Source organism: Mycobacterium kubicae (assembly GCF_015689175.1).
Classification (GTDB): Bacteria; Actinomycetota; Actinomycetes; order Mycobacteriales; family Mycobacteriaceae; genus Mycobacterium; species Mycobacterium kubicae.
On record NZ_CP065047.1, the window covers coordinates 320504 to 347234 of the forward strand.

General features: G+C 67.0%; 22 protein-coding genes and 1 pseudogene. 10 read left to right on the plus strand and 13 right to left on the minus strand.

Annotated features, from left to right (window positions below; translation table 11 throughout):
• Window positions 1-3: 3 nt before the first annotated feature.
• From I2456_RS01585 to I2456_RS01600, 4 genes are read right to left on the minus strand one after another with little or no spacing between them, the layout of a single operon-like run.
• Window positions 4-222 carry a heavy-metal-associated domain-containing protein gene (locus I2456_RS01585; protein WP_085073853.1) on the minus strand — a complete coding sequence of 73 codons (219 nt, stop codon included), beginning with the start codon at window positions 220-222 and terminating at the stop codon, window positions 4-6.
• 3 nt (window positions 223-225) lie between these two features.
• Window positions 226-2484 carry a heavy metal translocating P-type ATPase gene (locus I2456_RS01590; protein WP_085073854.1) on the minus strand — a complete coding sequence of 753 codons (2259 nt, stop codon included), beginning with the start codon at window positions 2482-2484 and terminating at the stop codon, window positions 226-228.
• A gap of 59 nt (window positions 2485-2543) precedes the next feature.
• A complete protein-coding gene (locus tag I2456_RS01595) occupies window positions 2544-3908 on the minus strand; it encodes an adenylate/guanylate cyclase domain-containing protein (RefSeq protein WP_085073855.1) in 1365 nt (454 codons plus the stop codon).
• Between the two features lie 2 nt (window positions 3909-3910).
• Window positions 3911-4489 carry a TetR/AcrR family transcriptional regulator gene (locus I2456_RS01600; protein WP_371869899.1) on the minus strand — a complete coding sequence of 193 codons (579 nt, stop codon included), beginning with the start codon at window positions 4487-4489 and terminating at the stop codon, window positions 3911-3913.
• 182 nt (window positions 4490-4671) lie between these two features.
• Between I2456_RS01600 and I2456_RS01605 the strand changes: the two genes are divergently transcribed.
• A complete protein-coding gene (locus tag I2456_RS01605) occupies window positions 4672-5607 on the plus strand; it encodes an oxygenase MpaB family protein (RefSeq protein ID WP_085073856.1) in 936 nt (311 codons plus the stop codon).
• Window positions 5608-5806: 199 nt separating this feature from the next.
• Here I2456_RS01605 and rpmG read toward each other — a convergent pair whose 3' ends face one another.
• Window positions 5807-5971, minus strand: a complete 165-nt coding sequence (gene rpmG / locus I2456_RS01610; protein WP_068030232.1) for a 50S ribosomal protein L33 — start codon at window positions 5969-5971, stop codon at window positions 5807-5809.
• Window positions 5971-6195: a 50S ribosomal protein L28 gene (rpmB, locus tag I2456_RS01615; protein WP_085073857.1), complete on the minus strand. Its 225-nt coding sequence runs from the start codon at window positions 6193-6195 to the stop codon at window positions 5971-5973. The genes rpmG and rpmB overlap by 1 nt, the downstream gene beginning before the upstream one ends.
• A 104-nt stretch (window positions 6196-6299) precedes the next feature.
• On the opposite strand from rpmB, the gene mrf reads away from it, so the two are divergent.
• From mrf to I2456_RS01635, 4 genes are all read left to right on the plus strand, one after another.
• Window positions 6300-7496 (plus strand): ribosome hibernation factor-recruiting GTPase MRF, encoded by a 1197-nt coding sequence (gene mrf, locus I2456_RS01620; RefSeq protein WP_085073858.1) that lies wholly within the window; start codon window positions 6300-6302, stop codon window positions 7494-7496.
• Window positions 7493-7753: a type B 50S ribosomal protein L31 gene (locus I2456_RS01625; RefSeq protein ID WP_085073859.1), complete on the plus strand. Its 261-nt coding sequence runs from the start codon at window positions 7493-7495 to the stop codon at window positions 7751-7753. The genes mrf and I2456_RS01625 overlap by 4 nt, the downstream gene beginning before the upstream one ends.
• A 67-nt stretch (window positions 7754-7820) precedes the next feature.
• The gene (locus tag I2456_RS01630) at window positions 7821-8708 is read left to right on the plus strand and encodes an SDR family NAD(P)-dependent oxidoreductase (RefSeq protein ID WP_085073860.1); all 888 of its coding nucleotides are present in this window, start codon (window positions 7821-7823) and stop codon (window positions 8706-8708) included.
• Entirely contained in the window at window positions 8708-10282 is a 1575-nt protein-coding gene (locus I2456_RS01635; protein WP_085073935.1) for an AMP-binding protein, read from the plus strand. Before I2456_RS01630 ends, I2456_RS01635 begins: the two co-directional genes overlap by 1 nt.
• On the opposite strand, the gene I2456_RS01640 is transcribed toward I2456_RS01635, so the two are convergent.
• Both I2456_RS01640 and I2456_RS01645 read right to left on the minus strand, forming a co-directional pair.
• Window positions 10279-15123 carry a cation-translocating P-type ATPase gene (locus tag I2456_RS01640; protein ID WP_085073861.1) on the minus strand — a complete coding sequence of 1615 codons (4845 nt, stop codon included), beginning with the start codon at window positions 15121-15123 and terminating at the stop codon, window positions 10279-10281. The two genes, I2456_RS01635 and I2456_RS01640, sit on opposite strands and share 4 nt — an antisense overlap.
• 214 nt (window positions 15124-15337) lie before the next feature.
• Window positions 15338-16291, minus strand: a complete 954-nt coding sequence (locus I2456_RS01645) for a sigma-70 family RNA polymerase sigma factor (protein ID WP_241007843.1) — start codon at window positions 16289-16291, stop codon at window positions 15338-15340.
• A 150-nt stretch (window positions 16292-16441) separates the two neighbouring features.
• On the opposite strand from I2456_RS01645, the gene I2456_RS01650 reads away from it, so the two are divergent.
• Both I2456_RS01650 and I2456_RS01655 read left to right on the plus strand, forming a co-directional pair.
• The gene (locus tag I2456_RS01650; RefSeq protein WP_085073937.1) at window positions 16442-17224 is read left to right on the plus strand and encodes an SDR family oxidoreductase; all 783 of its coding nucleotides are present in this window, start codon (window positions 16442-16444) and stop codon (window positions 17222-17224) included.
• A gap of 47 nt (window positions 17225-17271) precedes the next feature.
• Entirely contained in the window at window positions 17272-18009 is a 738-nt protein-coding gene (locus tag I2456_RS01655; RefSeq protein WP_085073862.1) for a DUF899 domain-containing protein, read from the plus strand.
• A 54-nt stretch (window positions 18010-18063) separates the two neighbouring features.
• Here I2456_RS01655 and I2456_RS01660 read toward each other — a convergent pair whose 3' ends face one another.
• Entirely contained in the window at window positions 18064-18297 is a 234-nt protein-coding gene (locus I2456_RS01660; protein WP_085073938.1) for a hypothetical protein, read from the minus strand.
• 338 nt (window positions 18298-18635) lie between these two features.
• Between I2456_RS01660 and fadD32 the strand changes: the two are divergent.
• The 3 genes and pseudogenes from fadD32 (at window position 18636) to I2456_RS01675 (ending at window position 21932) form a co-directional block, all read left to right on the plus strand.
• Window positions 18636-20557, plus strand: a pseudogene (gene fadD32, locus I2456_RS01665) (long-chain-fatty-acid--AMP ligase FadD32).
• Window positions 20558-20607: 50 nt separating this feature from the next.
• On the plus strand, window positions 20608-21474 hold the full coding sequence (locus I2456_RS01670) for a rhomboid family intramembrane serine protease (RefSeq protein ID WP_068030263.1): 867 nt from the start codon (window positions 20608-20610) through the stop codon (window positions 21472-21474).
• Window positions 21471-21932, plus strand: a complete 462-nt coding sequence (locus tag I2456_RS01675) for an SRPBCC family protein (RefSeq protein WP_068030266.1) — start codon at window positions 21471-21473, stop codon at window positions 21930-21932. Before I2456_RS01670 ends, I2456_RS01675 begins: the two co-directional genes overlap by 4 nt.
• On the opposite strand, the gene I2456_RS01680 is transcribed toward I2456_RS01675, so the two are convergent.
• From I2456_RS01680 to I2456_RS01695, 4 genes are read right to left on the minus strand one after another with little or no spacing between them, the layout of a single operon-like run.
• Window positions 21914-22702, minus strand: a complete 789-nt coding sequence (locus I2456_RS01680) for an SDR family NAD(P)-dependent oxidoreductase (protein WP_085073863.1) — start codon at window positions 22700-22702, stop codon at window positions 21914-21916. The two genes, I2456_RS01675 and I2456_RS01680, sit on opposite strands and share 19 nt — an antisense overlap.
• 1 nt (window position 22703) lies before the next feature.
• A complete protein-coding gene (locus tag I2456_RS01685) occupies window positions 22704-24266 on the minus strand; it encodes an AMP-binding protein (protein ID WP_085073939.1) in 1563 nt (520 codons plus the stop codon).
• 37 nt (window positions 24267-24303) lie between these two features.
• Window positions 24304-25050, minus strand: coding sequence for a GntR family transcriptional regulator (locus I2456_RS01690; RefSeq protein ID WP_068030277.1), 747 nt, complete (start codon window positions 25048-25050; stop codon window positions 24304-24306).
• 12 nt (window positions 25051-25062) lie between these two features.
• On the minus strand, window positions 25063-26706 hold the full coding sequence (locus tag I2456_RS01695) for an SMP-30/gluconolactonase/LRE family protein (RefSeq protein ID WP_085073864.1): 1644 nt from the start codon (window positions 26704-26706) through the stop codon (window positions 25063-25065).
• Between the last annotated feature and the right edge of the window lie 25 nt (window positions 26707-26731).

Genomic DNA, 26731 nt, shown 5'->3' on the forward strand with positions numbered 1-26731 from the left:
CCTTCACCCGACGACCGCGAAGTTTCCCTCGCCGTCGAGTGCCGCCTGAACCTGGTCGCTGGTCAATTCGGTGTCTGTAGAAATCCGCACCGTAGAACTGCCTTTGCTGTCCAAGTCGATGCTGACGGCATTGACCGGCGGCAGGGCGGTGAGCGCATTGGTGACGGTGGCCACACAGCCTCCGCAGTGCAGTCCGTTGACGGAGAAGGTCTGTTCGGCCATCTGTTATCTCCCAGTGGCTGTCGCGGCGCCGAAGTTACGCAGTCGTAGGCTGTTTGACACGACGAAGAACGAGGAGAACGCCATGGCGGCGCCGGCGATCAGCGGGTTGAGTAGCCCCGCGGCGGCGACCGGAATGGCGGCCACGTTGTAACCGAACGCCCAGACCATGTTCATGCGGATGGTGCGCATGGTCGCCCGCGCCAGATCGAGGGACTGCGGCACGATCTGCAGATCGTCGCGGACCAGAATGATGTCCGCCGCACCGATCGCGACATCGGTGCCCCGTCCGATCGCCAAGCCGAGGTCCGAGCAGGCCAGCGCGGGGCCGTCGTTGATGCCGTCACCCACCATCGCCACGGTCTGGCCCTGCTCGCGCAGCCGCGCGATGACGTCGACCTTGCCTTCGGGCAACACGTCGGCGATCACAGTATCGATGCCCACCCGGGCGGCAACCGCATCGGCGGCCGCCTGGTTATCGCCGGTGAGCAGAACCGTTCGCAGGCCCCGGGCGCGCAGCGCCGCCACGGCGTCGACCGCAGACTCTTTGACGACGTCGGCGATGGCGACAGCCGCGCGAGCGACACCATCGACGGACACGAAAACGACTGTCTCACCGCGAGATTCGCCGTCGCGGCGAGCGTGCGCGAGCTTGTCGGCACACGGCGTGCTGCGGGTGATCCAGGAGGGCTTGCCTACTTCGACGCGATGATCACCGACCTGGCCGGAAACTCCGCAGCCCGGCACCGCAACGAAGTCGGTGACCGGCATGGGATCGGGGGAGGCGGCGAGTATGGCCGTGGCAACGGAATGCTCAGAGGCCGCCTCGACGGCTGCGGCCAGCGCGAGAACGTCGGCGTGGTCCTGCCCGTCGACCGTCGTCACCGTGGTCACGGTCAGCTGCCCGATCGTCAACGTGCCGGTCTTGTCGAACACGACGGTGTCGATGGCGTGAATCGTCTCCAGCGCGCGGTAGCCCTTGATGAAGATGCCCAGCTGCGCGCCTCGGCCCGAGGCCACCATCATGGCGGTGGGCGTGGCCAGGCCGAGCGCACACGGGCAGGCGATCACCAAGACGCCGAGCACCACCGAGAAGGCGCGGTCGGCGCTCGCTCCGCTGATCAACCACCCCGCGCCCGCGAGCGTGGCGATTGCGAAGACCACCGGTACGAAGACTGACGAGATCCGGTCGGCCAGACGCTGGGCGCCGGCTTTCTGCGCTTGAGCCTCCTCGACGAGGCGAACCATCGCGGCGAACTGGGTGTCGGCGCCCACGGCCGTGGCCTCGATCACCAGGCGGCCGTCCAGGACGACAGTCCCGCCTACCACCGCGGCCTGCGGCTGGGCGCGGACCGGTTTTGCCTCACCGGTCATCGCACTCATGTCGATGCCGGCGCTGCCCTCGACGACGACTCCGTCGGCGGCGATGGTCTCACCGGGCCGCGTCACAAACCGCTGCTTCTTCTTCAGTTCCCCGGCCGGGATGACCAACTCCGCACCGTCGGGCAGCAGCACAGTCACATTCCTGGCGCCTAGCGCGGCCAGCGCGCGCAGCGCACCGCCGGCCTTGGACTTGGCGCGAGCCTCGAAGTAGCGACCCGCCAGGACGAACACCGTCACACCTGCGGCGACCTCGAGATAGATCGCATCGCTGTGCAAGACGGCCTGCCAGATGCCGTGAGTTTCACGGGGTTGCTGGTGGAAGAAAACCGTCCACAGTGACCAGGCGGTGGCCGCCACGATGCCCACCGAGATGAGCGTTTCCATCGACGCGGTGCGGTGGCGCGCGTTGCGCAGCGCGATGGCGTGGAACGGCCAGGCGGCCCACGTGACGATGGGCGCTGCCAGGGCGATCAGCAGGTAGCCCCATCCGGGTATCCGGGCGCTCGGCACTATCGCGAACATCGTCGACAGGTCCGCCAGCGGCACGAACAGCACCGCCGCAACCAGGAGGCGACGCAGCAGACTGCGGGCGTGGTCGGCGTCGGGATCGGCAGCGTCGCTGCCCACGACGGTCGAGTCCGCCCGCGCCACCGCTTGATAGCCGGCCTGCTCGACCGCAGCGCACAGGTCCTCGACCCGGGCGTCGACGGCGTCGATGGTCGCCACTCGGGTGGCGAAGTTGACCGAAGCGCGAACGCCGGGGACCTTGTTGAGTTTGGTTTCGACGCGGCTGGCGCAGGCCGCACAGGACATCCCGGAGATATCCAGTTGGATACGTCGTACGGAGCGAGGGTCGGCGTCCTGGACGATCGGAGCCGTCACGGCCCTCCTAAAAACTCAGCATGGTTTGCGGCGTGTTGAACGCCAGCGTACAAGCGGTGCTATCGCTGGCTGGTCGCGTGCGCGCGGACCAGGGCGCACAGCTGCCAGCGGCCGGGCACGCCCTTGAGTTCGCGCTCGCCGCGATCGGCGAACCTGTGCCGCGACCCGGTGACGATGTCGCGCACCGTCGATGACACCAGCACCTCGCTGGGCTCGGCCAGCGCCGCGACCCGCGCCCCGATGTGGACCGCCATACCTGCCACGTTGGCACCCCGCATTTCCACCTCACCCGCGTGAATCCCGACCCGCACTTCGATGCCGAGCACCCGAACCGCCTCGACGATCTGATCGGCGCAGGCGATTGCGGCGCTGGGGCTGGTGAAGGTCGCTACGAACCCGTCGCCCGCGGTGTTCACCTCGCGCCCGCCGAAGCGGTCGAGTTCGTGGCGCACGATGGTGTCGTGGTTGTCGAGTAGGTCGCGCCACCGGTCGTCGCCGAGCGTGGCGGCGCGTTGCGTGGAGCCGACGATGTCGGTGAACACAATGGTGGTCAGCACCCGGTCGGCGTCGAAGCCGCGTACTCCGGTGATGAACTCCTCGATCTCGTCGAGCATCGCCGCGGTGTCGCCGACCCAGTACAGCGAGTCGTTGCCCGCTAACTCCACGAAGCGTGCACCGGCGATGTGTTCGGCCAAGTAGCGACCATGCCGGAAGGGGACGAACCGCGCGCCTCGGCGATGCATGATCAACGTCGGCGCGGTGATCTTGCTCAGCGAGTCGCGCGCATCGGCGTCCCGCAGGGCGTTGACGAAGGCGCGGGCACTGCTGGGCGAGGCGGCGCGGTTGCCGGCAAGGTCCCACCAAGACCGGAACGCGTCGTCGTGAGCGACACTGGGCGCGAGGATGCCGAGCACGTCGAACCCCCGTTCCACCGCGTCGGGCTCGATGCCCACCGTCAGGAATGGGTCGGCAATGTCGGGGTCGGCGCCGATCTCATAGCCGGGTGCCCGCAGCGAGCGTGCCGAGCCGTTGACGATCACCAGACTGCGGACCCGTTCGGGGTGTTCGGCGGCAAGAACCAGGGCGCTGGTCGCACTGAATCCGTTGGCGAAGATGGTGGCTTGCGTGCAGCCCACCGCATCCATGACGGCGATGGCGTCCTCGGCCCAGTACTCGGGTCCGAGCATCTCGAGGGAAGAGACGCGCGAGGACAGGCCCACGCCCCGGTGGTCGAACCGGATGACGCGACTGAACGACGCCAGCCGACGGTGAAAGCGGTACATCGACGGCTCGGCGTCGATGGTGTCGATGGGAATGTTGGGTCCCGGTACCGCCAGCAGATCTATCGGGCCCTCGCCCAGGACCTGGTAGGCGATGTCCAGGTCGCCGCACCTGGCGTAGCGGGTCCGGGGTAGCTGCGCCACGGTTACAGGCTAATGATCGGCACCAGGTAGCGAGCCGCGTAATCGCGCACCGCCGCGTCGTCGGAGGTGTCCAGGCGGTCGGTCGGGAACATGATGATGCCGACAGCGACGCGCAGCAGAATCTCGGCCACGTTGGCCAGATCGGCATCAGCCAGGTCTGCACCGCACCGCCGCAGGGTGTGGGCGATCCCGTCGGCGAACTGGCCGACCGGGAAGACATGCGAGCGCGAGAACATGCCGAACAGCTCGGGTTCGCTTTCGGCGATGCGCGAATACAGCGGCGAGTCCTGGATGAGACGGACACCGAGGGCGAACGCCTCGACGACGGCCTGCTGCGGGTTACGGCCGCTGGTCGCTTGGTCCAGCGTGGTGAAGAACGACTCGGCCTCCCGCCGTACCACGCGTTCGAACAGCTCGTCTTTGGTGGGAAAGCGGCGGTAGATGGTGCTGCGGCTGACACCGGCGCGCGCCGCGACGTCTTCGATGTTGGCCCGGCGCACGCCGTAGGTCTCGAACACCGTGCGCGCGGTATCCAAGATCAGGCGGTCGAGATCGGTGACGGATTGTGTCTCTGGGCTCATCCTGGTCTGCATGGTAGTTCCGCCGCGGGCCAGCGACATTGCCGCCGCGGCTGTGACGACGGCTCGGTCAACGGCCGTGGCGGCACACTGGGCGCAGCGGTTTCGCGTTGCGGCAGGCCCGGCAGCGAAGCTAGGGTGACACAAAAATACAAGTTTGTGTCTGTGCTTCACGAGAGGATGGCATGTCAGCGCGCAACGCCGCAAGCTTCGACGCCGGGGTCGGCGAAGCGCAGCCAGTGCTGGTCGACGACCTGTCGGCTGCGGACGTCATCCGGCTGGGTCCCGATTCGCTGATCTGGAAGTTCTACGGAGACAACCGAACCCAGATTTTCGGTTTCCAGCGGGTCGCCGGCACGGAGAACTGCATCGAACAACTGGCACAGGGCGTGTTCGATCACTCGGTCATCTTCAGCGACACGCTGGGCAGAGCTAAGCGCACCGCGCCGCCGCTAATGCGGACCGTCTACTCCGACGATCCACAGAAGTGGGGCCGCACGGTGCGGGACTTCCACAAACCGATCAAGGGCACGATCAGTGACGGCTCCCGCTATCACGCGCTCAATCCCGAGTTGTTCTATTGGGCGCACGCCACGTTCGTCGACCAGGTCCTCTACAACGCGGATATGTTCATCCGCCGGTTGTCTCGTGCGGAGAAGGAGCAGATCTTCGAGGAAAGCAAGGTCTGGTATCGCCTTTACGGCGTCAGCGACCGCGGGCAGCCGCAGACGTACGACGAATTCGTCGCCTACTGGGACGGCATGTTGAACCGGTTCGTGCCGCACAAGACGGTTTTGTACGGCACCGGGTACCTCCGCAAAGGGATTCCGGGGCCGCGCAGCATTCCCCGACCGCTCTGGAAGATCATGTCCGCGCCACTGAACGCCTATGCCCGCCTGGTGATCGTGGGCACCTTGCCGCCGCAGATGCGCGACGTGTGCGGTCTGGCGTGGAATCCGAAGAAAGAGAAGCGGTTTCAGCGATTTGCCGCGGTAATGCGGGCGCTGAATCCCCTCATCAATCGGTTGCCGATCCGGGCCGTGTACGCGCCGTGGGCGGCGGAGGCGTGGATTCGCCGGGGCATCGATCCACGCAGACTGCACAACCGTCCGGCTGCCTAATTCTCCTGGCCCTGCAACGGGATAGGGCGGCAGCGCCATCTCGCGCATTCTTGATCGCCGTGGCCGGATCCTGGCGCGCTCGGGGCGGAACGTGCGCAGTCGAGCTACGTCTATGTAGTCGACTCCGAATACCCAAGGCAGACACGGGATTTGGCTTGGCGTTTTGGCTGGGGCTGGGATATCGCGACGGCGATGTCTGTCAGCGTTCCTCCCGGAATTGCACATGCCGGCGGATGACGGGGTCGTACTTCTTGAGGATCATTCGGTCAGGATCGTTGCGACGGTTCTTCCGCGTGACGTAGGTGTAGCCGGTGCCCGCGGTCGAGCGCAGTTTGATGACGGGCCGAATCTCGCTGCGCGCCATCAGCTTCGCCGCATCCGGGCGACGACGGCTTCGATGCCGTCACGATCGATGACCTTGATGCCCTTGGCGCTGACCCGCAGCGTGATGCGCCGATTCTGCGACGGCAGGTAATAGCTCTTCACCTGGATGTTGGGCGACCAGCGTCGCCGGGTGCGACGGTGCGAATGCGACACGGCATTACCGAAACTCACCGTGCGTCCGGTGACTTGGCAGCGGGCGGACATCACGCCGCTCCTCTCTGTGGGAAACGATCTTCGACAAGCGTTGCCGGGGACTGTACCGTGATTCCGGGCTTAATGACAATCATTTTCAACAAGGGGGCGGGCGGATGCGGACGCCGGTGATTCTGGTGGTAGGTCAGGGCGAAACCGACGGCGTCGCCGGTGCGTTGTTGCGCCGGCCTGGGACGGTGGTGGTCGAGCACCGCTTCGACGGCCACGTGGTGAAACGGTCGACCATCGCGCTGCACGGCGGTGAACTCACCGCCACCGACGAGGCGTTGGAGTTGGCGCACGGCTGTGTGGCCTGCACCGTTCGCAACGACCTGTTGGTGCTGCTGCGCAAGCTGCACCGCCGTGACCAGGTGGACCGGATCGTGGTGCACCTGGCGCCGTGGTTGGAGCCCGAGCCGATCTGCTGGGCGATCAATCACGTCCGGGTCCGGATCGGTTCGGGCTATCCGGACGGACCGGCCGGGCTCGACGTGCGGATCGGGGCCGTAGTGACCTGTGTCGACGCCGCTCGATGGCTGGCGCAGTCGCTCGGCGACGACGAACTTCCGGATGGACGGACGGTGGCCCAAGTGACGGTCGGCCAAGCCGAGTTCGCCGACATGCTGGTGTTGACCCACCCGGAGTCGGTCACGCTGGCAGTGTTGCGCCGGCTGGCGCCACGGGCCCGCATCACCGTCGGGCTCGAGCGCCTCGAGTTGGGGCTGGCGAATCTGGATGACGACTCGCGCCGGGGGCGCAGCTTCCATTCACACGCCCCGCTGCTGGCCGGAAGCCCTCCGTTGACCGTGGACGGCAGCGTCGCGGTCCTGGAGTTCAACGCCCGCCGCCCCTTTCACCCACGGCGTCTGCACGATGGGATGGACTTGCTGCTCGACGGAGTGATTCGCACCCGGGGTCGGCTCTGGCTCGCCAACCGGCCCGACCAGGTCATGTGGCTGGAGTCAGCCGGCGGCGGGCTGCGGGTGACCTCCGCGGGCAAATGGCTGGCGGCGATGTCCGCCGCGGAGGTGGCCTACGTGGACCCCGAGCGGCGCTTGTTCGCCGAGCTGATGTGGAAATACCGGTTCGGCGACCGACACACCGCGATGACCGTCCTGGTCTGTGGCGCCGACCGCGCTGAAGTCGTCCGCGCCTTGCACGGCGCGCTGCTCACCGATGACGAGATGGCGCACCCGCAACGCTGGCAGACCTATGACGACCCGTTCGGCGACTGGCATGAAGACCCGTGCCAGGAGGCGCCCGACGTGGTCGGTGACTTGTCGGCACACCGCAACAACGGAGACGAGCGATGAAACGCGGGATCCACCCCCACTACGGCCCTGTTGTGTTTCAGGACGCCAATACGGGCGCATGTTTCCTCACGCGTTCCACGCTGAGCAGCCCCCGCACGATCGAATGGCAGACCGCCGATGGGGTGCATACCTACCCGCTGGTGGTGGTGGAGGTGTCGGCCGATTCGCACCCGTTCTGGACGGGTACCCAGCGGACGCTCGGCGTCGCTGGCCGCGTCGAGCGGTTCTACCGGCGGTACGGCCAGCGATCCTCTTAGCACGGCTATGTGACCATGGGTCACAATAGGGCCTGACAGGTCGAAGGCGATCGGAGGACGCGGTCCAATGAATCTGGCAGGCGAGGTCCTTAACTGGGCGACCGACCTGTTGGCCAACCCCGCGCGCATCTCCGACCCGGACCGGCTGCGCGGCGCGGTCTGCGGCAAGACGGTGCTGGTGACCGGTGCGTCCTACGGTATCGGCGAGGCGACCGCCCGCAAACTTGCGGCCGCTGGGGCCACGGTGCTGATCGTGGCTCGTTCCGCCGACAAGCTCGACGACGTTGCGGCATCGATCAACGCCGGCGGCGGACAGGCCGTTGCCTACCCCGCTGACCTGACCGACGAAGCCGTCGTCAGCGGGTTGACCAAGCAGGTCACCGAGAACCACGGAGCCCTGGACATCGTGGTCAGCAACGCCGGTAAGTCGCTGCGCCGGTCGCTGCACGATCAGTACGACCGCCCGCACGACTTTCAGCGCACCATTGACATCAACTACCTCGGGCCGATCTGGCTGCTCCTCGGCCTGCTCCCCGCGATGCGCGAGCAGGGCCGCGGGCACATCGTCAACGTCTCCAGCGTCGGGGTGCGCGTGGCTCCCGGCCCGCAATGGGGCGCCTACCAAGCTTCGAAGGGGGCGTTCGACCGCTGGCTGCGCAGCGTGGGACCGGAGTTGCACCTCGACGGGGTGGACGTGACGTCGGTGTACTTCGCGCTGGTGCGCACCCGCATGATCGAGCCGACGCCCATGCTGGGACGCCTCCCGGGCCTGTCTTCTGACGAAGCCGCCGACGTGATCGCCAAGGCGGTCATCGAGCGGCCCCGCACCATCGAGCCGCCCTGGCTTGGGCCGGCTGAGCTGGCATCGGTGCTGCTGGCCGGACCCGCCGACCGCGCGGCGCGCTTATGGCACCGCCGCTTCTTCGCCGATTCCGCCGGCGCGGTGGCGGGCTGATGACGACCATGACCGGTGTGGCGGTCAGCGCGGCGCGCGGGGTGCTCTCGTCGGGACTGCTCGGTCCGCCCGGCCCGGTGGCGGCCTTGCGACTGCTCGGCGAGGTGTCCCGAAGTGGCACGAATCTGTACACACTGCTTGCCATGTCGGTGGCGCGCTGGCCGGATCGCACCGCGATCATCGACGACGACGGTGCCCTTAGCTACCGCGAACTGCAATTGATGACCGAATCGCTGGCGCGCGAATTGCTCGCCGCCGGAATCGGGCCGGGCCAGCCGGTGGGCATCATGTGCCGGAACGGCCGCAATTTCCTCGCCGCGGTCTTCGCCACCGGTCTGGTGGGCGCCGACATCGTGCTGGTCAACACCGAGTTCCGCACCACCGCACTCGCCGGGGCGCTGAGTGCACACCAGGTGCGAGTCATGTTCTGCGACAACGAGTTCGAAGAGCAGATCGGCGACACCGGTGAACCGGTGCACGTCTTGGATCCCCAGGCGATCAGGGATCACGGCGGCCGGCGGCCCAAGGTTGCTTCCTCGGGGCGGATCATCCTGCTGACCTCGGGCACCACCGGCGTGCCCAAAGGTGTGCCGCGCACTCCCCGAATCAGCTCCGGGCTCGGTGTCGGAGTGACGCTGCTGGAACGCACGCGGTTACCGGTCGGGTCGCGAATCGCATTGGCCGTGCCAATGTTTCACGGTCTGGGCTTCGGCATCCTCATGCTCGCCGTGGGGCTTGGCGGCACTGTCTTGACGCACCGGCGCTTTGATGCCGAGGCCACCCTCGCGCAGGCGTCGTTGCAGCGTGCCGACGCCATGAGCGCGGTGCCCATCATGCTGGCCCGCATCCTCGACCTGCCCGAGCGGGTGCGGACCAGGAACCCACTGCCGGCGTTGCGGGTGGTGATCTCCAGCGGGGACCGGCTCGATCCCAACCTGGCGCGGCGGTTCATGGATGCCTACGGCGATGTCTTGTACAACCTCTACGGTTCCACCGAAGTGGGCATCGGGTCCCTGGCCACACCGACCGACCTGCGGCAGGCACCCGAAACCGTGGGCAGACCGGTGGCGGGATGTCCGGTGCGGATCTACGACCGGCACGGCACTCGGTTGGGTCCGCGAGTGACCGGACGCATCTTCGTCGGAGGTCAGCTCACGTCGCAGGGGTACACCGGCGGCGGCGCCAAAGCCGTCATCGACGGGATGACGAGCACCGGTGACATGGGCTATCTCGACGAAGCTGGTCGGCTGTACATCGTCGGCCGCGAAGACGACATGATCGTCTCCGGTGGCGAGAACGTCTACCCGCGCGCCCTGGAGAACGCGCTCGCCGCACATCCCGATGTCGCCGAAAACGCCGTGGTGGGCGTGCCCGACGAGCACTTCGGAAACCGGCTGGCGGCCTACGTGGTGACCAGGCCGGGAAGCGCCGTCGACGGGCAAGGGCTGCGAGAATATCTGAAGGGCAAAGTTTCTCGCTTTGAGCAGCCCAGGGACATCCACGTGGTGGACAGCATTCCCCGCAACCCGGCCGGCAAGGTGCTGCGTCGGGAACTATCGCAACAGCCCCGTTAGGAGTCCTGCTCCTCTTCGGGTTGAACCACGTCGACGGCCTTGGAAAGCCATTGCGGCGCAAGCACCGAGATGGCCGTCGCGCCTGCCGTCGACCCGATCACACCCGTCCACGCGACTGGCCCCAGCGGCGTGCAGCCGAAGAACTGGCTGACCACCGGGGTCTGGATGATGCCGACCAGGACGCCGGCGCTGCCCAACGCGGTCGCGACCACCAGCGGACTGTGCCGCCGGGTCAGCAGTGTCTGAGCCAGCTGGGTGGTCACCAACGCGGTCAAACCCATTGTCGCGGTGCGCCGTTCGGTGCCCGGCGTCCAGCGTCCGACAGCCCAGGCGGCCGTCGCGCCAGCGGCCGTCACCACGCCACGGTTGACTATCTGACGCATCAGCGGCGCATCGAGTGACGGCGCCGGCGCGGTCAGCACCTCATGCTGGCGTGCGCGCCGCGCCGCCTCCACGTCTTCATCGCTGACGTCGTCGTCTTCTTCGGGATCCTCGTACTGGGAGGTGACCGCGACGGCCAGGGCGGGGAACATGTCGGTGAGCAGGTTCACCAGCAGCAGTTGCCGGGTTCCCACCGGTGCGCGCCCCGCCCCGAACGCGGTGCCGATGATGGTGAACAGGACCTCACCCACGTTGCCGCCGACCAGGATGGTCACCGCATCGCGGACCCCCGCCCACATGCTGCGGCCCTCCACCAGCGCATCGAGCAGCACACCCAGGTCGGCGTCGGTCAAGACGATGTCAGCGGCGCCACGAGCGGCCGACGAGCCACGCCCGCTCACCCCGATGCCCACGTCGGCCATCCGGATCGCCGCGGCGTCGTTGGCGCCGTCGCCGACCATGGCGGTCACTCGCCCGCACCGCTGCAGCGCCGCGACGATCTGGACTTTCTGTTCGGGGCTGACGCGGGCGAACACCTGAACGTCGCCCGCGATCTTGGCGCACGCGTCTTCGTCGAGGTTGGCCAGTTCTGCCCCGGTGACCACCCGGGCATCCGCGGGTAGGCCCAACTGGCGGGCGATGGCCCGCGCGGTGATGGGATGGTCACCGGTGATCAGCACGACGTTGCGGTCGGCGTCCAGCAGCGCCTCGATCAGCGGCCGCGCCGAGGCTCGTGCGGTGTCAGCCAATCCGACGTAACCCAGAAGTTCCAGATCCTGCGCGGCGGCGTCCACGGCTTCCACGTCGGTCTCTTCGTCATCGGAAGTGCCATTGGGCCAGGCGCGTTGCGCCACGGCCAGCACGCGTAAGCCTTGTTCGGCGAGGTTGTCCACCAGCGCCCCGGCGTGCTGCTGGTCGGCGTCGGGATCGGCAAACTTGCACCGCGGCAACACAACTTCCGGAGCGCCCTTGAGCATCAACATCGGTGTCCCATTACCGCCGCTGAGTGAGCCGATCGCGGCGGCGTATCCCCGACTCGACTCGAACGGGACTTCGGCGAGCACGGTCCACTCCGAATCAGGCTCTCCGCCACGGGAAGTGGCAGCCGCTGTAACGATCGCCTCGTCGGTGGCGTGCGCGTGGCCCTGTCCGTCTTGAGGCTGGGTGGACGCACGTGCGGCAGCCCGCAGTACCGCGACGGCCTGCGGATCGGTGGCCTCGGGGTAGGGTCCCAGCGGCTCGGCGGTGCTCGGCACCGACAACACCACGCGCAGCCGGTTCTCGGTCAGCGTGCCGGTCTTGTCGAAACAGACGGTGTCTACCCGGCCCAGCGCTTCGATGGTCCGCGGCGAACGCACCAGGACGCCACGCGCCGTGAGGCGTTGGGCGGCGGCGAGTTGGGACAGCGTCGCCACCAGGGGCAGGCCCTCGGGCACTGCGGCCACGGCGATGGCTACACCGTCGGCGACGGCTTGGCGCAGCGTCGCGTGCCGCAGCAGTGCCAACGCGGACACCGCGGCACCACCGGCCAGCGTCAGCGGCAACACCTTGCTGGTCAGCTCGCGCAGCCGCGCTTGCACACCGGCCGAAGTCTCGACGTCGGCCACCGCCGATATGGCGCGGTGGGCGGCGGTGCCGACACCGGTGGCGACGACGATCGCGCGGGCGCGTCCGGCGACGATCGTGCTGCCCTCGAACAGCATGCTGGACCGGTCGGGATCGTTGACCGCGACGGGATCCACCTGCTTGTCAACCGGCAACGACTCACCGGTGAGGAAGGACTCGTCGACCTCCAGGTCCTCGGCCACCAACAGCCGGGCATCGGCCGGTACCACCTCGGGTGCGGACAAGTCGATGACGTCGCCGGGCCGCAGGGACTTCGCCGACACCGTAGCGGTCCGCGTGGCATGCCGCGCGGCTTCCAACCGGCGCCGGGTGGTGGCGACGGCGGGCACCACGACTCGGCGCACCAGCTGATCCTGTTCGGCGAACAGTTCGGCCGCGGCGGCCTCGGCCCGTAACCGTTGTATGCCACCGGTGATGGCGTTGACCGTCATGACGCCGGCCACCAGGAGCGCGTCGACGTTGCTGCCGACGATCGCCGATGCCGCCGCACCGACGGCCAGGATCGGGGTCAGCGGGTCGGCCAGTTCATGGCGGGTGGCTTTGGCCAGGCGCCCCACCGTTTCGACCGGCCCACGCAACGGAGCCAGTGCCGGGCTGTAGGACAGGTCATCCAGACGGCGCCGCCACGTGGCGGTTCCGGGCTGGACGGCCAACGGGCGAGAGCCCCCGGCCAGCCGTGAGTAGACGATCTCGGGATCCAGCGCGTGCCAGGCGGTCAGCGGTTGCGGCGTGGGATCGGGCAGCCGCAATACCCGCGTGGCCGACCAGGTGCCGGAGACCAAAGCCGTTGCGGCAGCGGCATTTACCGGATTGAGCCAACGCTGAAAGCTAGCCGGATTAGTGGACCGATTCTGCTCACCGGTGACCAACAGCAGCCCGGCCAGCGTGGTACCGCCCTGGGCCAGGTGCACGGCCGACTCACTGGCCGACCGTGCCACCGGAATCGCCGACAGGATCCGCACCGCCGCGGCGAGGTCGGTGCCGGTAATGATGTCGGCGGTCCACGGCGTGGCCGCGCGCGGATCATCCAGTGCCACACCGACATCGGCGATGGCCAGCGCGGCCAACGTGTCGGTCGACGCGAAGTCGCGGTGCAAGGCGGTGATCAGCAAGACCGGACCGCGGTCGCTGCGCAAGTCGCGCACCACTTGCAACAGCGGCGTACCGGGTGGATGTGTGGAACCGACACTGGCGGACAGATCCTCAGTGCCGGCGACATGGCGTAATACCACCCGGGCGCCCGTGCGATGCGCGGTCTGCAGCAGCGGGATGGCGTAGGGATCGACTTCCCAACCGACGTCGACGCGGCCCACGCGCTGGCCGTCGACCACCAGGTCGGCGTGCTCCAGCCCCTGCGCCGGCGTTGCCGAAGAGCCTTGCTTACGAATCCATTTCAGCCGCGCACCGGTGGCGGGTAGTTCGTCGGGGTCGGGCTCGGGTGCTTCTTCACCATGCAGCAGCGCATCGGCAACCTCGTAGACGCGGTCGTCGTCCCAGCCCGGCTCGTCACCTTCGGCGTGCAGGACAGCTCGGTGGTCACCACGTAACGCGGCACCGTCGATGACCACCACCTTCACCCGATCGAGGCGGCGCAACGCACCTGGGTCGAGGACAAGTAACCCGGCGTTGGCCAGACCGCGACCCAGTGTTGCCGCGAACGACTCCCGGCCCAGATGCGCGGCTTTGGGCACTCCGGCCAAGATCGCCTCAGCGGCCTCGCCGGCACCGCCTCCAGCGAACAACGCGCCGGCGGCGGCAATCACCGAGCCGTTCGCCGCTTGACTGACGTAATCCTCTATCGGCCCGGCCATAGAACCTTTTTCGGTGTCGATGGCAGCATCGATGGCGCCGTCGACGACGACATGTGAAGTCTCACCTGCCGCCGCGGCGGCCCAACTATGCCGCGGCGCATGGGATTCCGCGCCGGCCGACGACAGGACCGGGACCACCGGAGCTTGCGGCCGGTTCGGCGAGGCGAGTTCGGGCTCTCGGTCGTGCCAGCGCTGCCGATGCGCGGTGGCCTCCGAGAGCTGAAGAGTGCGCGAGGCGAGGTTGAGCAGGGGTGTGCCGACGGACTGGCTCAAGCCATACGCCAACGCCGTCGAACCGCTGAGCGCGATGTCGGTGCCGACCCGGCCAAGCCGGGACTCGAGGACCGACACCACCCGCGGTTGGTAGTTCAGCAGAGCCGCCGCCGCTCGTGCGCTGCGCGGCGCCACGGGAAGCCGGGTGAACCAACCGGTTACCGCGGCGCCGATCGCGACCACATCCATCGCCGCCGCGGTGAGCGGCACCAAGATCGCCAACGGGTTTCCCGGGTCGGCGAACGGTGCGGCAAGGGAGGCGGAATCCGGTGCCGGCGGCGAGATGTCGGAAGCCACGGCAACGACGGTGTCGCGCACCTCATCGACCACCGCGTCCTCGTCGGCGTCGGCGTCCAACTCGACGACCAGCCGGCCAAGCGCGCCCTCGACGTGAGCCGTGGCGACACCGGCGACCCGGCGCACCGGTTCTTCCACGACGGCCGCGTGTTCGTGCCAACGGAAGAACGGAAGCAAGGGGTCCAGGTCGAAGTGGACCCGCCGCCCACTGTGCCAGCGCACTGGGGGCGCGATGTGCTCAGCGGATCCATTGGCGCCGTTGTTGGTGCCGAGCACGCGACCCGTCGACCGGGCGGCGGACTGCACCACGGGCGCCACCAACTCGACTACCGGGCTGGCGAACGACTGCACCGCGTCGGCAGCACCTGCCGCAGTTTGCACGCCGGTCCGCAAGGCCAGCGTCGCCCCACCGGTGATTCCGCCGACGACGTCGGCCACACCCGGAATCTTCATCCATCACCCTTCACTTGCCTCTACGCGCCAATCCTCCCGGCGTGTAGCAAGCCTGTCCACATGGCGAGCGTGCAGGGCTGCCGCGCGTCGGTGCCGGTGGTGCTTGACGGTCAGGTGGATCGCCCGAGGATCCCAGACCATCAGGGTTACCCATTCGAGCAGCGAAGACGCTGCGAGAAGTCTGTCAGTGTATTCCTCGCCGCCGGCTTGGCGGCTACACGCTGGCGGCCAACCCGAAAGACGTGAACAGCGACGGGTCGAGAAAAACCGTGATGGCCGCAATCCCGGTCCCACCTTTGGTGAGGACGTGGATGGAATGGGCTCGCTTGACGTCATCGGCGCTGCGCCGGTACTCGGCCACGGCCGGCTGGCCATTGGCGGCAGTTGGAATCATGACGATGTCACCGGCCTTGGCCAGAGCGCGCGCAATGAGGAACCGCAGCACGACGTCTCGGCCCCTGAACCACACCGGCACCGGAGGCATTTGCAGCTTCACATCGGCTTGCAGCAGTTCGGTCAGGGCGGCCATGTCCGCGTTTTCGAACGCCGCGCAATAGCGGTCGATCAACTCTCGGCGCTCGGCGTCATCCGGCTCGGACAGGTCCTCCTCGCGCGGAGCCACTTCGGCGAGACGGGCGCGGGCACGTTGCAGCGAGCTGTTGACGGCCGCGGGAGTCGTTTCGAGTAGTTCGGCAACTTCGGCCGCGCTGAATTGCACCACGTCACGCAGGATCAGCACGGCACGTTGCCGCGCTGGTAGCTCCTGCAGTGCGGTCATGACGGCCAGCCGAATACTCTGCCGCGCGGCCGCGGCGGATTCGGGGTTCCGGAAGGTCAAAGCATCAGGTATCGGCTCGAGCCAATCGTGCGACCCGCCGCCCTCGAGCGGGGTCTCCGGGTCGACGGACGCATCACCTATCCCAGCGGGCAGTACGCGGCGCGCTTGGTTCTGCAGCGCCCGCAGGCACGCGGTCGTCGCGATGCGATACAGCCACGTCCGTAACGCTGCCCGTTCTTCGAAACCTTCGTACCCGCGCCAGGCCCGCACATACGTCTCCTGGACCAGGTCCTCGGCGTCGTGCACCGATCCGAGCATGCGGTAGCAATGCGCGATCAATTCGGCGCGAAACGGCGCCGCCTGCTCGATGAAGTCCGCTTGTGCCGGCACGTCCTGCTCCTGGTCCGCTGCTCTGAGGGTAGGGCCACCCACTCGTATAGATCGGTTCGGCGACCGAAATTCATCGGCTGAGCTGCACAGCGATGAATTGCGACGACCCGGCGTATCGGTATTGGTGCAAACCCGCAGAGAGGATTGACAGTGACCACACTTCCGACCCAGTCTCCCCATCGTCAGGCCGATGGCCTCCTCGACAGCACGGCTGTCGTCACCGGAGCCGGCCGTGGCTTCGGCCGTGCCATCGCCGCGGCGTTGTCGGCGGCGGGTGCTCATGTTGTCGGCGTCGCCCCCACCGATGCTCAGCTTCAGCAGGTGCGCGACGAACTGGGCGACGGCTTCACCGGGGTGGTCGCGGACGCGGCCGACGCGGCCACGGCCGATAGCCTCATCGACCAATACGAACCCCGCACGATTGTGCTGAGCGCCGGCTTGGCGCCGCGGATGGTCCCGTTACCGGCACAGACCTGGGAGTCCTTCAGCGCCAACTGGCATGTGGACGTCGCGCAAGCCTTCCACTGGACCCGCCGTGCGCTGCGGCGGCCATTGGCGCCGGGCAGCTCGGTGATCACCATCTCCAGTGGCGCCGCGGTGAACGGATCGCCGTTGAGCGGGGGCTACGCGGGGGCCAAGGCCACCGTGCGGTTCATCAGCAGCTACGCCCGGGCGGAATCCCGCCGCGCCGGATTGGGCATCGAATTCATCTCAGTGCTCCCTCGGCTGACGCCGGCAACCGATCTGGGTGCCATGGCGGTGGCGGCCTACGCCGAGCGGCAAGGCATCGACGTCGACGCGTTCCTGCAGTCTGCGGGGCCGGTGCTGTCCGCCGCTCAAGTCGCGCGCAGCGTCGGTGAGATCGCCAGCGGCCTGCACCGCGACAGCGACGCGTACCTCCTGACAGCGGCCGGTCTCTCACCTCTGGCCTGATCGGCCGCCCGTGCAGTAAACCAACAACAACGGAAGGCGGCATCGCAATGGATAAACCACCGATCGTGTCGGCACAGGAGTGGGCCGCAGCGCATCAAGAACTCCTGGTCCGAGAGAAAGAGATGACGCGGGCGCGTGACTCATTGGCGGCCATGCGCCGCCGCATGCCCTGGCAAGCGGTGACCGACCAATATTTCTTTGACGGACCCGACGGCAGAGTCGACTTGGTGGGGCTGTTCGCCGGTCGGCGCCAACTGATCGTCTACCGCGCCTTCTTCGAACCAGGCGTGCACGGCTGGCCCGACCACGCGTGCCGGGGTTGCTCGATGATCGCCGACCACGTCGGTCACCTGGCCCACCTCAACGCCCGCGACACCACGCTGGTCTTCGCCTCCCGGGCGCCGCAACCCGATATCGAGCGACTCAAGGCGCGGATGGGTTGGCACATGCCGTGGTACACGCTGACCGACAATTTCGACACCGACTTCGGGGTCAATGAATGGCACGGGACCAACGCATTCATTCGCGACGGCGACCGTGTCTATCGCACGTACTTCATCAACAACCGTGGCGACGAGGCGCTGGGCAACACATGGAGTTTTCTGGATATGACGGCGCTTGGGCGTCAGGAGTTGTGGGAAGACTCGCCTGCGGGTTACCCGCAGACCGAGCCGTACGAATGGTGGAACTGGCACGACGAATACGGCCAGGAAGAGCCGTCGCGCTGGTTCGGTGAACCGGACCCGAATGATCCCAATGACCAACGACCACCGCGTCGCGCCTGATACAAAGGCGATGCCGCGCGGGAGGCGTCCGGCAATCCGGCCCTCGTATTTGCGCTACAGACTTCGGTGGTCGGCTTTGCCGACGTGATAGCCGGTGGGGAAAGTCTTTTCGATGACCTGCAGTTGATGGTCCACGCGTGACTCCAGTTCAAGGACCACGCAGCTGTCACCGTAGGCCTTGGACTCGAGCACTATGTAGCGTTGACCGCCACCGTTGACATCGGTTATCGGGTCACCGGAATGCAATTTCTCGACCGGTATTAATTCAGGGGATCCATTCGACTCCACCCAAATCACAGTAAGTCAACTCCGCGAGTGAGGGAATAGTTGACGCCGCGGTGGCGCTGCGCGCTCGACGCCGGTAGCCGCACCCAGCCCAGCTCAATGCGACACGAGCGATACGGCGCGAGCTGCGGCGATGCGGCGGAGAGCTGACGCTACGACACTGTTCTCGTTTCTCAAGTAACCTCACGGAGCGAACATCGCCCACAATCCGGCGTTTCTCGCTAAGCCAGCGCCACTAGGGATTGAGCGGCTAACCAAGGCACCTCCAACCCTTGCATCACCAGGCGTCATCTGTAGGTAACCGGCGTCGTCCGCTGTGCCCGCGCGATCGGAGAGTTGATATGGCAGTGCCCAACCCCTACGTCGTGAATGGGAAAATCAAATTCCCCGACAACGGCAGCTTGATTCGTCATGTGGAGCGGTGGGCCCAGGCGCGTGGACAAAGCCTGGCTTACCGCTTCCTCGATTTCTCCGCTGATCCCGATGGCGTCTATCACGATCTGACCTGGTCGCGTTTCGGTGCCCGCAATCGCGCCGTCGGCGCGCGCTTGCAACAGGTCACCCAGCCCGGTGACCGGGTCGCGGTGTTGGCTCCGCAGGGCCTCGACTACATCGTGGCGTTCTTCGGTGCGCTGTACGCCGGTGTCATCGCGGTGCCGTTGTTCGACCCCGCCGAACCGGGGCACGTCGGCCGGCTGCATTCGGTTCTCGACGACTGCAAACCCACGGCGATTTTGACCACTACCGGTTCGGCGGAAGGAGTGCGCAAGTTCTTCCACCACGATCGCCGCGGCGCGGAACGGCCGCGCATCATCGCCGTTGACGCCGTCCCCGACGAGGTCGGTGAAACCTGGCGATCACCGCAGGCGGACCCGACCGACATCGCCTACCTGCAATACACATCCGGGTCCACGCGTACCCCGGCCGGTGTGCAGATCACCCACCGGGCGGTGGCCACCAACCTGGCACAGCTCATCTACGCACTGCAGGTGGAAGAGGGCCAGCGGGGCGTGATGTGGTTGCCGCTGTTCCACGACATGGGTCTGATCACCGCCATGGTGCCCTCGGTCATCGGACACCGCATCACCTTCATGAGTCCGGCTGCGTTCGTGCGTCGGCCCCTCCGCTGGATCCGCGAGCTCGCGGTGCTCGGCGACGACGACGGTCCCACCTTCTCGGCAGCCCCGAATTTCGCCTTCGAGCATGCGGCCTTGCGCGGTCTGCCCAAAGACGGTGACCCCGAACTCGACTTGAGCAACGTTTTCGCCCTGCTCAACGGCAGCGAGCCGGTCTCCACCGCGTCCATGCGCAAGTTCAACGAGGCGTTCGCCCCATACGGCCTGCCCGCCACCGCCATCAAGCCGTCCTACGGCATGGCCGAAGCGACACTTTTCGTATCCACCTCGTATCCACCACCGACATGAAGCGGGAGGCCACCACCACTTACGTGGACCGCGAAGAGCTCACCCAAGGCCGCTTCCGCGCCGTCGCCCACGACGCACCTTCGGCTGTCGCGCAGGTGGCGTGCGGTGTCGTCTCGATCGACCAATGGGCCGCCATCGTCGATCCCGACACCGCCACCGAGCGCCCGGACGGGCAGGTCGGTGAGATCTGGCTGCACGGCGACAACATTGGCTCCGGCTATTGGGGCCGGGAGCAGGACACCGCCGAGACTTTCGGCAACGTGCTGCACACACGCGCCAGCCCGTCGCACGCCGAGGGCGTGCCCGAGGACGGTCGTTGGATGCGCACCGGCGACTACGGCACCTACTTCGACGGCGAGCTGTATGTCACCGGCCGGGCCAAAGACATGGTGATCGTCGACGGTCGAAACCACTATCCGCAAGACATCGAGCACACCGCCCAAGAGGCCAGCACCGCATTGCGCAGCGGCTATGTGGCCGCCTTCTCGGTGCCGGCCAACCAGCTGCCGTCCCAAGTTTTCGACAATCCTCACGCCAAGCTCGATAACGACCCGCAAGACGGCTCCGAGCAGCTGGTGATCGTCGGCGAACGCGCGCCCGGCGCGCGCAAGACCGACATGCAATCGATCGCCGGCAATATCCGAGCCGCGGTCGCGGTACGCCACGGCCTGACTGCGCGCGACGTACTGCTGGTGCCCGCCGGGTCGATCCCACGCACCTCGAGCGGCAAAGTCGCTCACTCCGCCTGCCGCGCCGCCTACCTCGACGGCAGCTTACGCGGCGGGCACACCCAAGACGCCTTCCCCGACCACGTGCCCGAACCGGAAACGGCCGGATAGTCCGCTTGGTCCCAGCGCGCCCGGGCCGCGGTGCAAGCGACAATGGTGAGATGCAAGGCGTCAATCCACCGCAGTCGCCGGCCGAGGCGCCGACTTGTTACCGCCATCCCGGTCGCCAGACCTACGTCCGGTGCACCCGATGTGAACGGCCCATCTGCGGGGACTGCATGCGCAGCGCTGCCGTCGGTCACCAGTGCGTCGAATGCGTGCACGCGGGGGCCCGGACCATTCGACAGCCGCGAACCCGATTCGGCGGACGCCAACGGTCCGCCACACCGGTGGTCACCTACGTCCTGATCGCCATCAACGTATTGGCCTTCGTTGCCGAGCTTACGTCGGTAGACGTGCAGAAGCAGTTGGTGCTGTGGCCACCGGGTGTCGCCAGCGGCCAGTTCTATCGGCTGGTCACCTCGGCGTTCCTGCACTACGGCGGCCCACATCTGCTGTTGAATATGTGGGCGCTCTACGTGGTGGGGCGGCCACTCGAAATGTGGCTGGGCCGAATACGATTCGGCGCGCTGTACGCGCTCAGCGGGCTAGGCGGATCGGTATTGGTCTACCTGCTGTCCCCGCTCAACACGGCAACGGCGGGCGCATCTGGCGCCGTATTCGGTCTGTTCGGCGCAACTTTCGTGGTGGCCAAGCGCCTCACCCTCGACGTCCGCGGTGTGGTGGCAGTCATCGTGGTCAACTTGGCCTTCACCTTCGTGGTGCCGGCCGTCAGCTCTCAACTCATCAGCTGGCAAGCCCACGTCGGCGGGCTCGTCACGGGTGGGCTGGTTGGGGCGGCCTACGTATATGCACCGCGGCAACACCGGAATGCGATCCAAGCGGCGGTAACGGTCATGGCCTCGGCGTTGTTCGTCGCGCTCATCTGGTGGCGCACAGTGGATCTGCTCACCGGCGCGTTGGCATGAGCTGGTGGGTGGCCAGCGTCGAACGAACCCTGACCGAAGACGTGCCCGCCCCACCGGCGGACGTCCGGGCGTTCTATGTCGACCTGGACAACCTCAAAACCCTCCACCCGTTGATCGCGGCGGTACAGGTGCTGTCGCGTACCCGCACGACCGACGGCTATCAGCACAGCTATCAAGTGACTGATCGCATCCCGTTAGGGCCCTGGCGATTCCGAATCAGCTACCGGGCCCGGCTGCAGGTGCCGACGGCCGGTGACGTCAGAACGCAGGCAGACCAATCACCGGGCGTGCGCCTGCGGGGGACGGTCAGCTTCGAGCCGATAGCCGGCGGCACTCGTCTCACCGAGCGGATTCACCTAACCGCGCCACGGCCGCTGGCGGCCTTCACTGTCCGCGCGGCAGACAAAGCGCACCGCGAGATGCTGGCGGGCATCCGCCGTCACTTCGAGTCGTGCTGAACGGTTCTCCACTCCGAGGACAGCGCCAAGTCGGACAAATACTTCGTCGAGCTCCAGCCGCCGTCCACAACAATGGTCTGACCGTTGATGAACGCGCCCCCGGGAGAGCACAGAAATGCGACGGTACTGGCGACGTCCTCGACGCTGCCCAGTCGCTGATGCGGCGTCATCTCGATATTGATTCGCCGAAACCGCTCGTCGCGCAGCCTTTCCTCGGTCATGGGCGTTTGAATGACACCGGGAGCAACCGCGTTGCAGCGGATCCCGCGGGCACCGTATTGGCAGGCGATGTGTGTGGTCAGTGCGGTGAGCCCGCCCTTGGCCGCGGAGTAGGCGCCGCCGCGCATGCCGCCGACCACGGCGAACGTGGAGGTGATGTTGACGATTCCGGAGCCGGGTTGCATACGCGGCAGCACCTCGCGAATGAGCCGGAACGGCGCACGCAACATCAAGCCGAGGAAGTGATCCAGGGATTCGTCGTCGGTCTCGTGCAGCGGTTTCGGACTACCCACCCCTGCGGCATTGATCAGGAAATCGACCTGGCCCCAACGGTCGAAAGCGGTATCGGCGATGGACTTCGGGGCCTCGTCGTCCGTCAGGTCGGCCGGGTAGGTCGCCACCCGATCGGGGTCGTCGATGTGGGCGGCGAGGTCGGCGAGCTTGGCCTCGTCACGTCCGGTCGCGAACACCGCCATGCCCATGCCGGCCAGCGTTGTCGCACAACCGAATCCGATACCGCCGGTAGCTCCCGTCACCACCGCAACCGCCATCTCACCGCTCCGTCTTCAGCAGCGCCGCTTTGATCTGGTGCTTGAGCACCTTTCCGGCGTCGTTTTTCGGCAGCAGGTCCCAGATGACCACTTGCTCGGGCACTTTGAAGCGCGCCACTCCCGCTTCCTCCAGGAAGCCGCGCAAATCGGCCACGTCGGGGCCGGGGGCGGCGGCCGGAACCACGACGGCGCACGCCCGCTCGCCGGTCCGTTCGTCCGGAAGCCCCACTATGGCGATCTCGGTGATGGCGGGATGGCCGGCCAGGATGTCTTCGACCTCTTTGGGCGAGATGTTCTCACCGTTGCGAATGATCAGATCCTTCGCGCGCCCGGTGACGACGAGGTACTCGTCGTCGACCCAACGCCCCAGGTCCCCGGTGCGGAAGTAGCCGTCGGCGTCGAAAGCCGTTGCCTCGTCTTCGCGGTGTTGATAGCCGACCAACATCTGGGGTCCGCGCACCCTGATCTCGCCGTCGACGAGTCTGATGTCAGCGACACCGACGCGGCCGTCGGTGTCGGCGGCCCGGTCGCTGTTGCCTGGGGCGCCGATTGTCGTCACCGGCACTTCCGTCGAGCCATACACCCGGGTGACGACGGCTGACGCGAAATAGCCCGCCGCGCGGTGTATCAACGCCGTTGACACTGACGCCCCGCCACAGACGAACAGTTTCAGATCGGGCAGTCGGGTGTGCGCGGTCTGCGCCGCGGTCAGCAGTTGCTCGAGGAAGGGTGTCGCTCCGGCCATGTGTGTGCAGCGTTCGGCCTGCATCAGCTGCACTGCGGTGTCGGCGTTCCACCGATTTAGCAAAACCGCGGTGGTCTTCAGGAGCAGCGGGCATTCGAAGGCGTAGATGGAACCGCCGATGTGCGCGATGGGCGAGGCCACCAGGAAGGAATCACCGGGTTCGACCATCCAGTGCTCGCCGATCTGGCGGATCAGCGCATGGATCGAATTATGTGTGTGCAGAACCCCTTTCGGGTGACCCGTCGTTCCGGACGTGTACAGGATCATCCGTACGGCGTCGGGATCCAGTGCGGGCAAGCGCATCGCGTCGCCCGCGTCGGCCAGCAGCGCCGGAAACGGTAATTGGTCGGACGTGCCCTCGCCGCGCACCACCACGACCTGCGGTGGGGATTCCAGTTGAGAAGTCACCCGCGCCAACATCGAGGGGTAGTCGTGGCGGTTGTACTCCGCCGGGATGAAGATCATCCGGCTGTCGGCGTCTTCCAGAATGAACCGAAGCTCGCGGTCTCGCATGGAGGGCAGGATGGGGTTGGCCACCATCCCGGCCAGTGTCGCGCCCAGATAGATGACCGCGGCTTCGTGCCAGTTGGGCAGCAGGAACGACACCACGCTGCTCGGCGGGATGCGAGCGAGTAAGGACTGTGCGAGCGCCGTCGCCTGGCGCCACAGGCTCTGACAGTCCAACCGGTGTTCCCCGTCGACCACGGCCGGCCGCTGCGGGGTGTCCTCGGCCGCGGCGCGCAGCGCATCGGCCAGTGTCTCGCGGACCCACCACCCTTCGGCGTACGCGGCGGCGGCTCGGCGGTCATCCCATCGGATCGACCTGCCGCCGACTATTTTTCGGCTCACAACGCCGTCAGACACGTACCCGCCGCATCGTCATAGAGTGGCGGAACCGTGATGCGGGATGGGTATTGATGGTCACCTGCGCGACCTGACCGTCCGACGTCTTGTAGGTGCGCCGGACCTCCAATGCCGGAATGCCCGGGTCGACGTCGAGACCCTCGGCCAATTCCGGTGAAACGAGTACCGCGGCGATTTCCTGATGGACCTCGACGATACTCAATCCGAACAGGTCCTCGATGAGCGGGAAGATCGGGCCTTCATGGCGTTGCAGTAACCTGCCCACCGCCGCGAATGCGCGGTTGATGTAGTACTCCGTGCGGCAAAGCGCGGCCGCGGACGGGTCTTTGTCTGCTTGACGGAAGCCGCGAACGGCCAGCCATTGTTCACCGGTGATCAGTCCAGTCCGAGCGGCAAGCACGTCGTCGACAGTGACCGTCGCAACCGATTCGATCGCGAACCGGGTGCCCGTCGCGAACGCGACCAGGTCGTTGATCGACATGACGTGTTGCACATAGGAATCCGACGACGGCCGCGGCACGACCAACGTCCCGGTCCGCGGCCGCGAGGACACCAGGTTGTCATCGCGCAGTCGGCGCAATGCCTCCCGGATGGTGTAGCGGCTGACCGCGAATCGCTCGCATAACTCGTGCTCGGTAGGCAATTGCGAGCCCACCGGGTACACACCGTCGACGATTTCCTTGCGCAGCGTGCGTGCGACCTGCAGGTATCGGTGATCGACTACCTTTGCGTCGGACATTTTTGCGGCCTCTCAGGCTTCCCGGCGCAATGCCAACACGCTGCCTTCAGCATCGGCCGAGACGTACAGCGTGCCATCGGCTGCGGCCGCGATGCCGGCGAACGGGCCCTGCGGACCGGAGAAGGGCGGCATGCCCAGCAGCGGCTTGGGCGTGACACCAGGCGGGGCGCCCACCGGCAAGTCCGCAGCAATGGTTCGGCGAGCCCGGGTCTCCATGTCGACTTCGATGAGTTCTTTGGCGTCCGCGTCCAGGATGTAGAGCGCCGTGCCCAGCGCGAGAATGCCCTGCGGGCGCCGCAATCCGTCCACGACGGTGGCGGTGCCGGTGCCGGTGCCGTCGAACTTGCGCACCCGCCCGGCGCCGGCTTCGGCCACCAGGCAGGCCCCGTCAGCGGCGACGGTCACACCCACCGGCTCACGCAGATCCGAGGCCAGCACTTCGACCCGGCCGCCGTCGATGGACAGGACCCGACCGGCGCCGAGTTCGGCGACGAAGACCGCGCTGTCCGCAGTGACCGCGATTCCGTACAGCTGATCGAAACCCGCTGCGAGGACTTTACTTTCGCCAGCGTTTGGGCGGTAGCGGACCACTTCACCGTTGGAGGTGGTGACGAGGAATTCCCCGCTCGCCAACGGCGCCAGGCCGCGCAGAAATCCGGGATACCCGGGCGTGAACATCATGCCGACGGTGTGCAGTGTCCCGTCGGCCAACATGTAGAAGTAGGTTCCATCGGCGATGTACAGGTTGCCGTCGACGCCGACGGCCAGATCCAGTGGCCAGTTCAACCCGCCCGGTAGCACGGTCCGCGAACCTCCGGCAGCCAGTACTTCGGTGATCTCCCCGGTGAAATTGCTGACGAACAGCCGATCACCCGCGAAGGTCAGATTGTCCAGCCCCGGGTTGAGGTTCGCGAGCACCGTTCGGTCTCCGGTGCGCGGATCGATACGCAGCACCTCGCCGCTGTGCACCTGGGTGGAGACCAGGTACCCCTGGGAGTCGAACTTCACCGCGTCGGGGACCCCGAGGTCCGCAGCGACCCGCTGCGGATTACCGCCGTCGGGATCAATGCGCCAGATCTCGTTGGCGCCCATGAGCGGGAAGTACAGCAGACCGTCCGGCCCCACTTCCATGGCGTTGGGCGAAGGCAGGTTGTCCAGCAACACCTGCCGCACCGCGCCGTTGCGATCGAGTTCGAGCAGGCGTCCACCGGCGCGGCATTCACCGATGAACAACCTGCCGCGGTGAAACGCGATGCCGTTGGCGCACGGCAGGTCGTCGCGCAGCACCCGGGTGCGTCCGGTGGCGTCGCGGACGCTGACCCGGCCGTCCATGACCTCGGTCGCGTAGAGGTTGCCGCCCGGGTCGAAGGCCACGTCGTCGGGGGCGACGATCGCCCCGCCCTTCGCGCTGACGGTGTCCAGTTGTCCGGACCTCAGGTCCAGCGCGCTGATCTGGCTGCCGGTCACCTGCGCGATGTAGACGCGGCCGTCCGGTCCGGTGCGCAGCCCATTGGCGCCGAACAACCGACTCGGCGGCGTCAGCCGCGTCAACGTCCAGCCTTCGGCCAGCCGCGGCTGCAACGCGGCCGCGTACCGCCCTTGATCAGGGCCGATCTGCTGCGACGATCCGGTTGCGGTTACCACCGCTCGGACCATAGCAATTGGGCCTTGGTCCAGACAA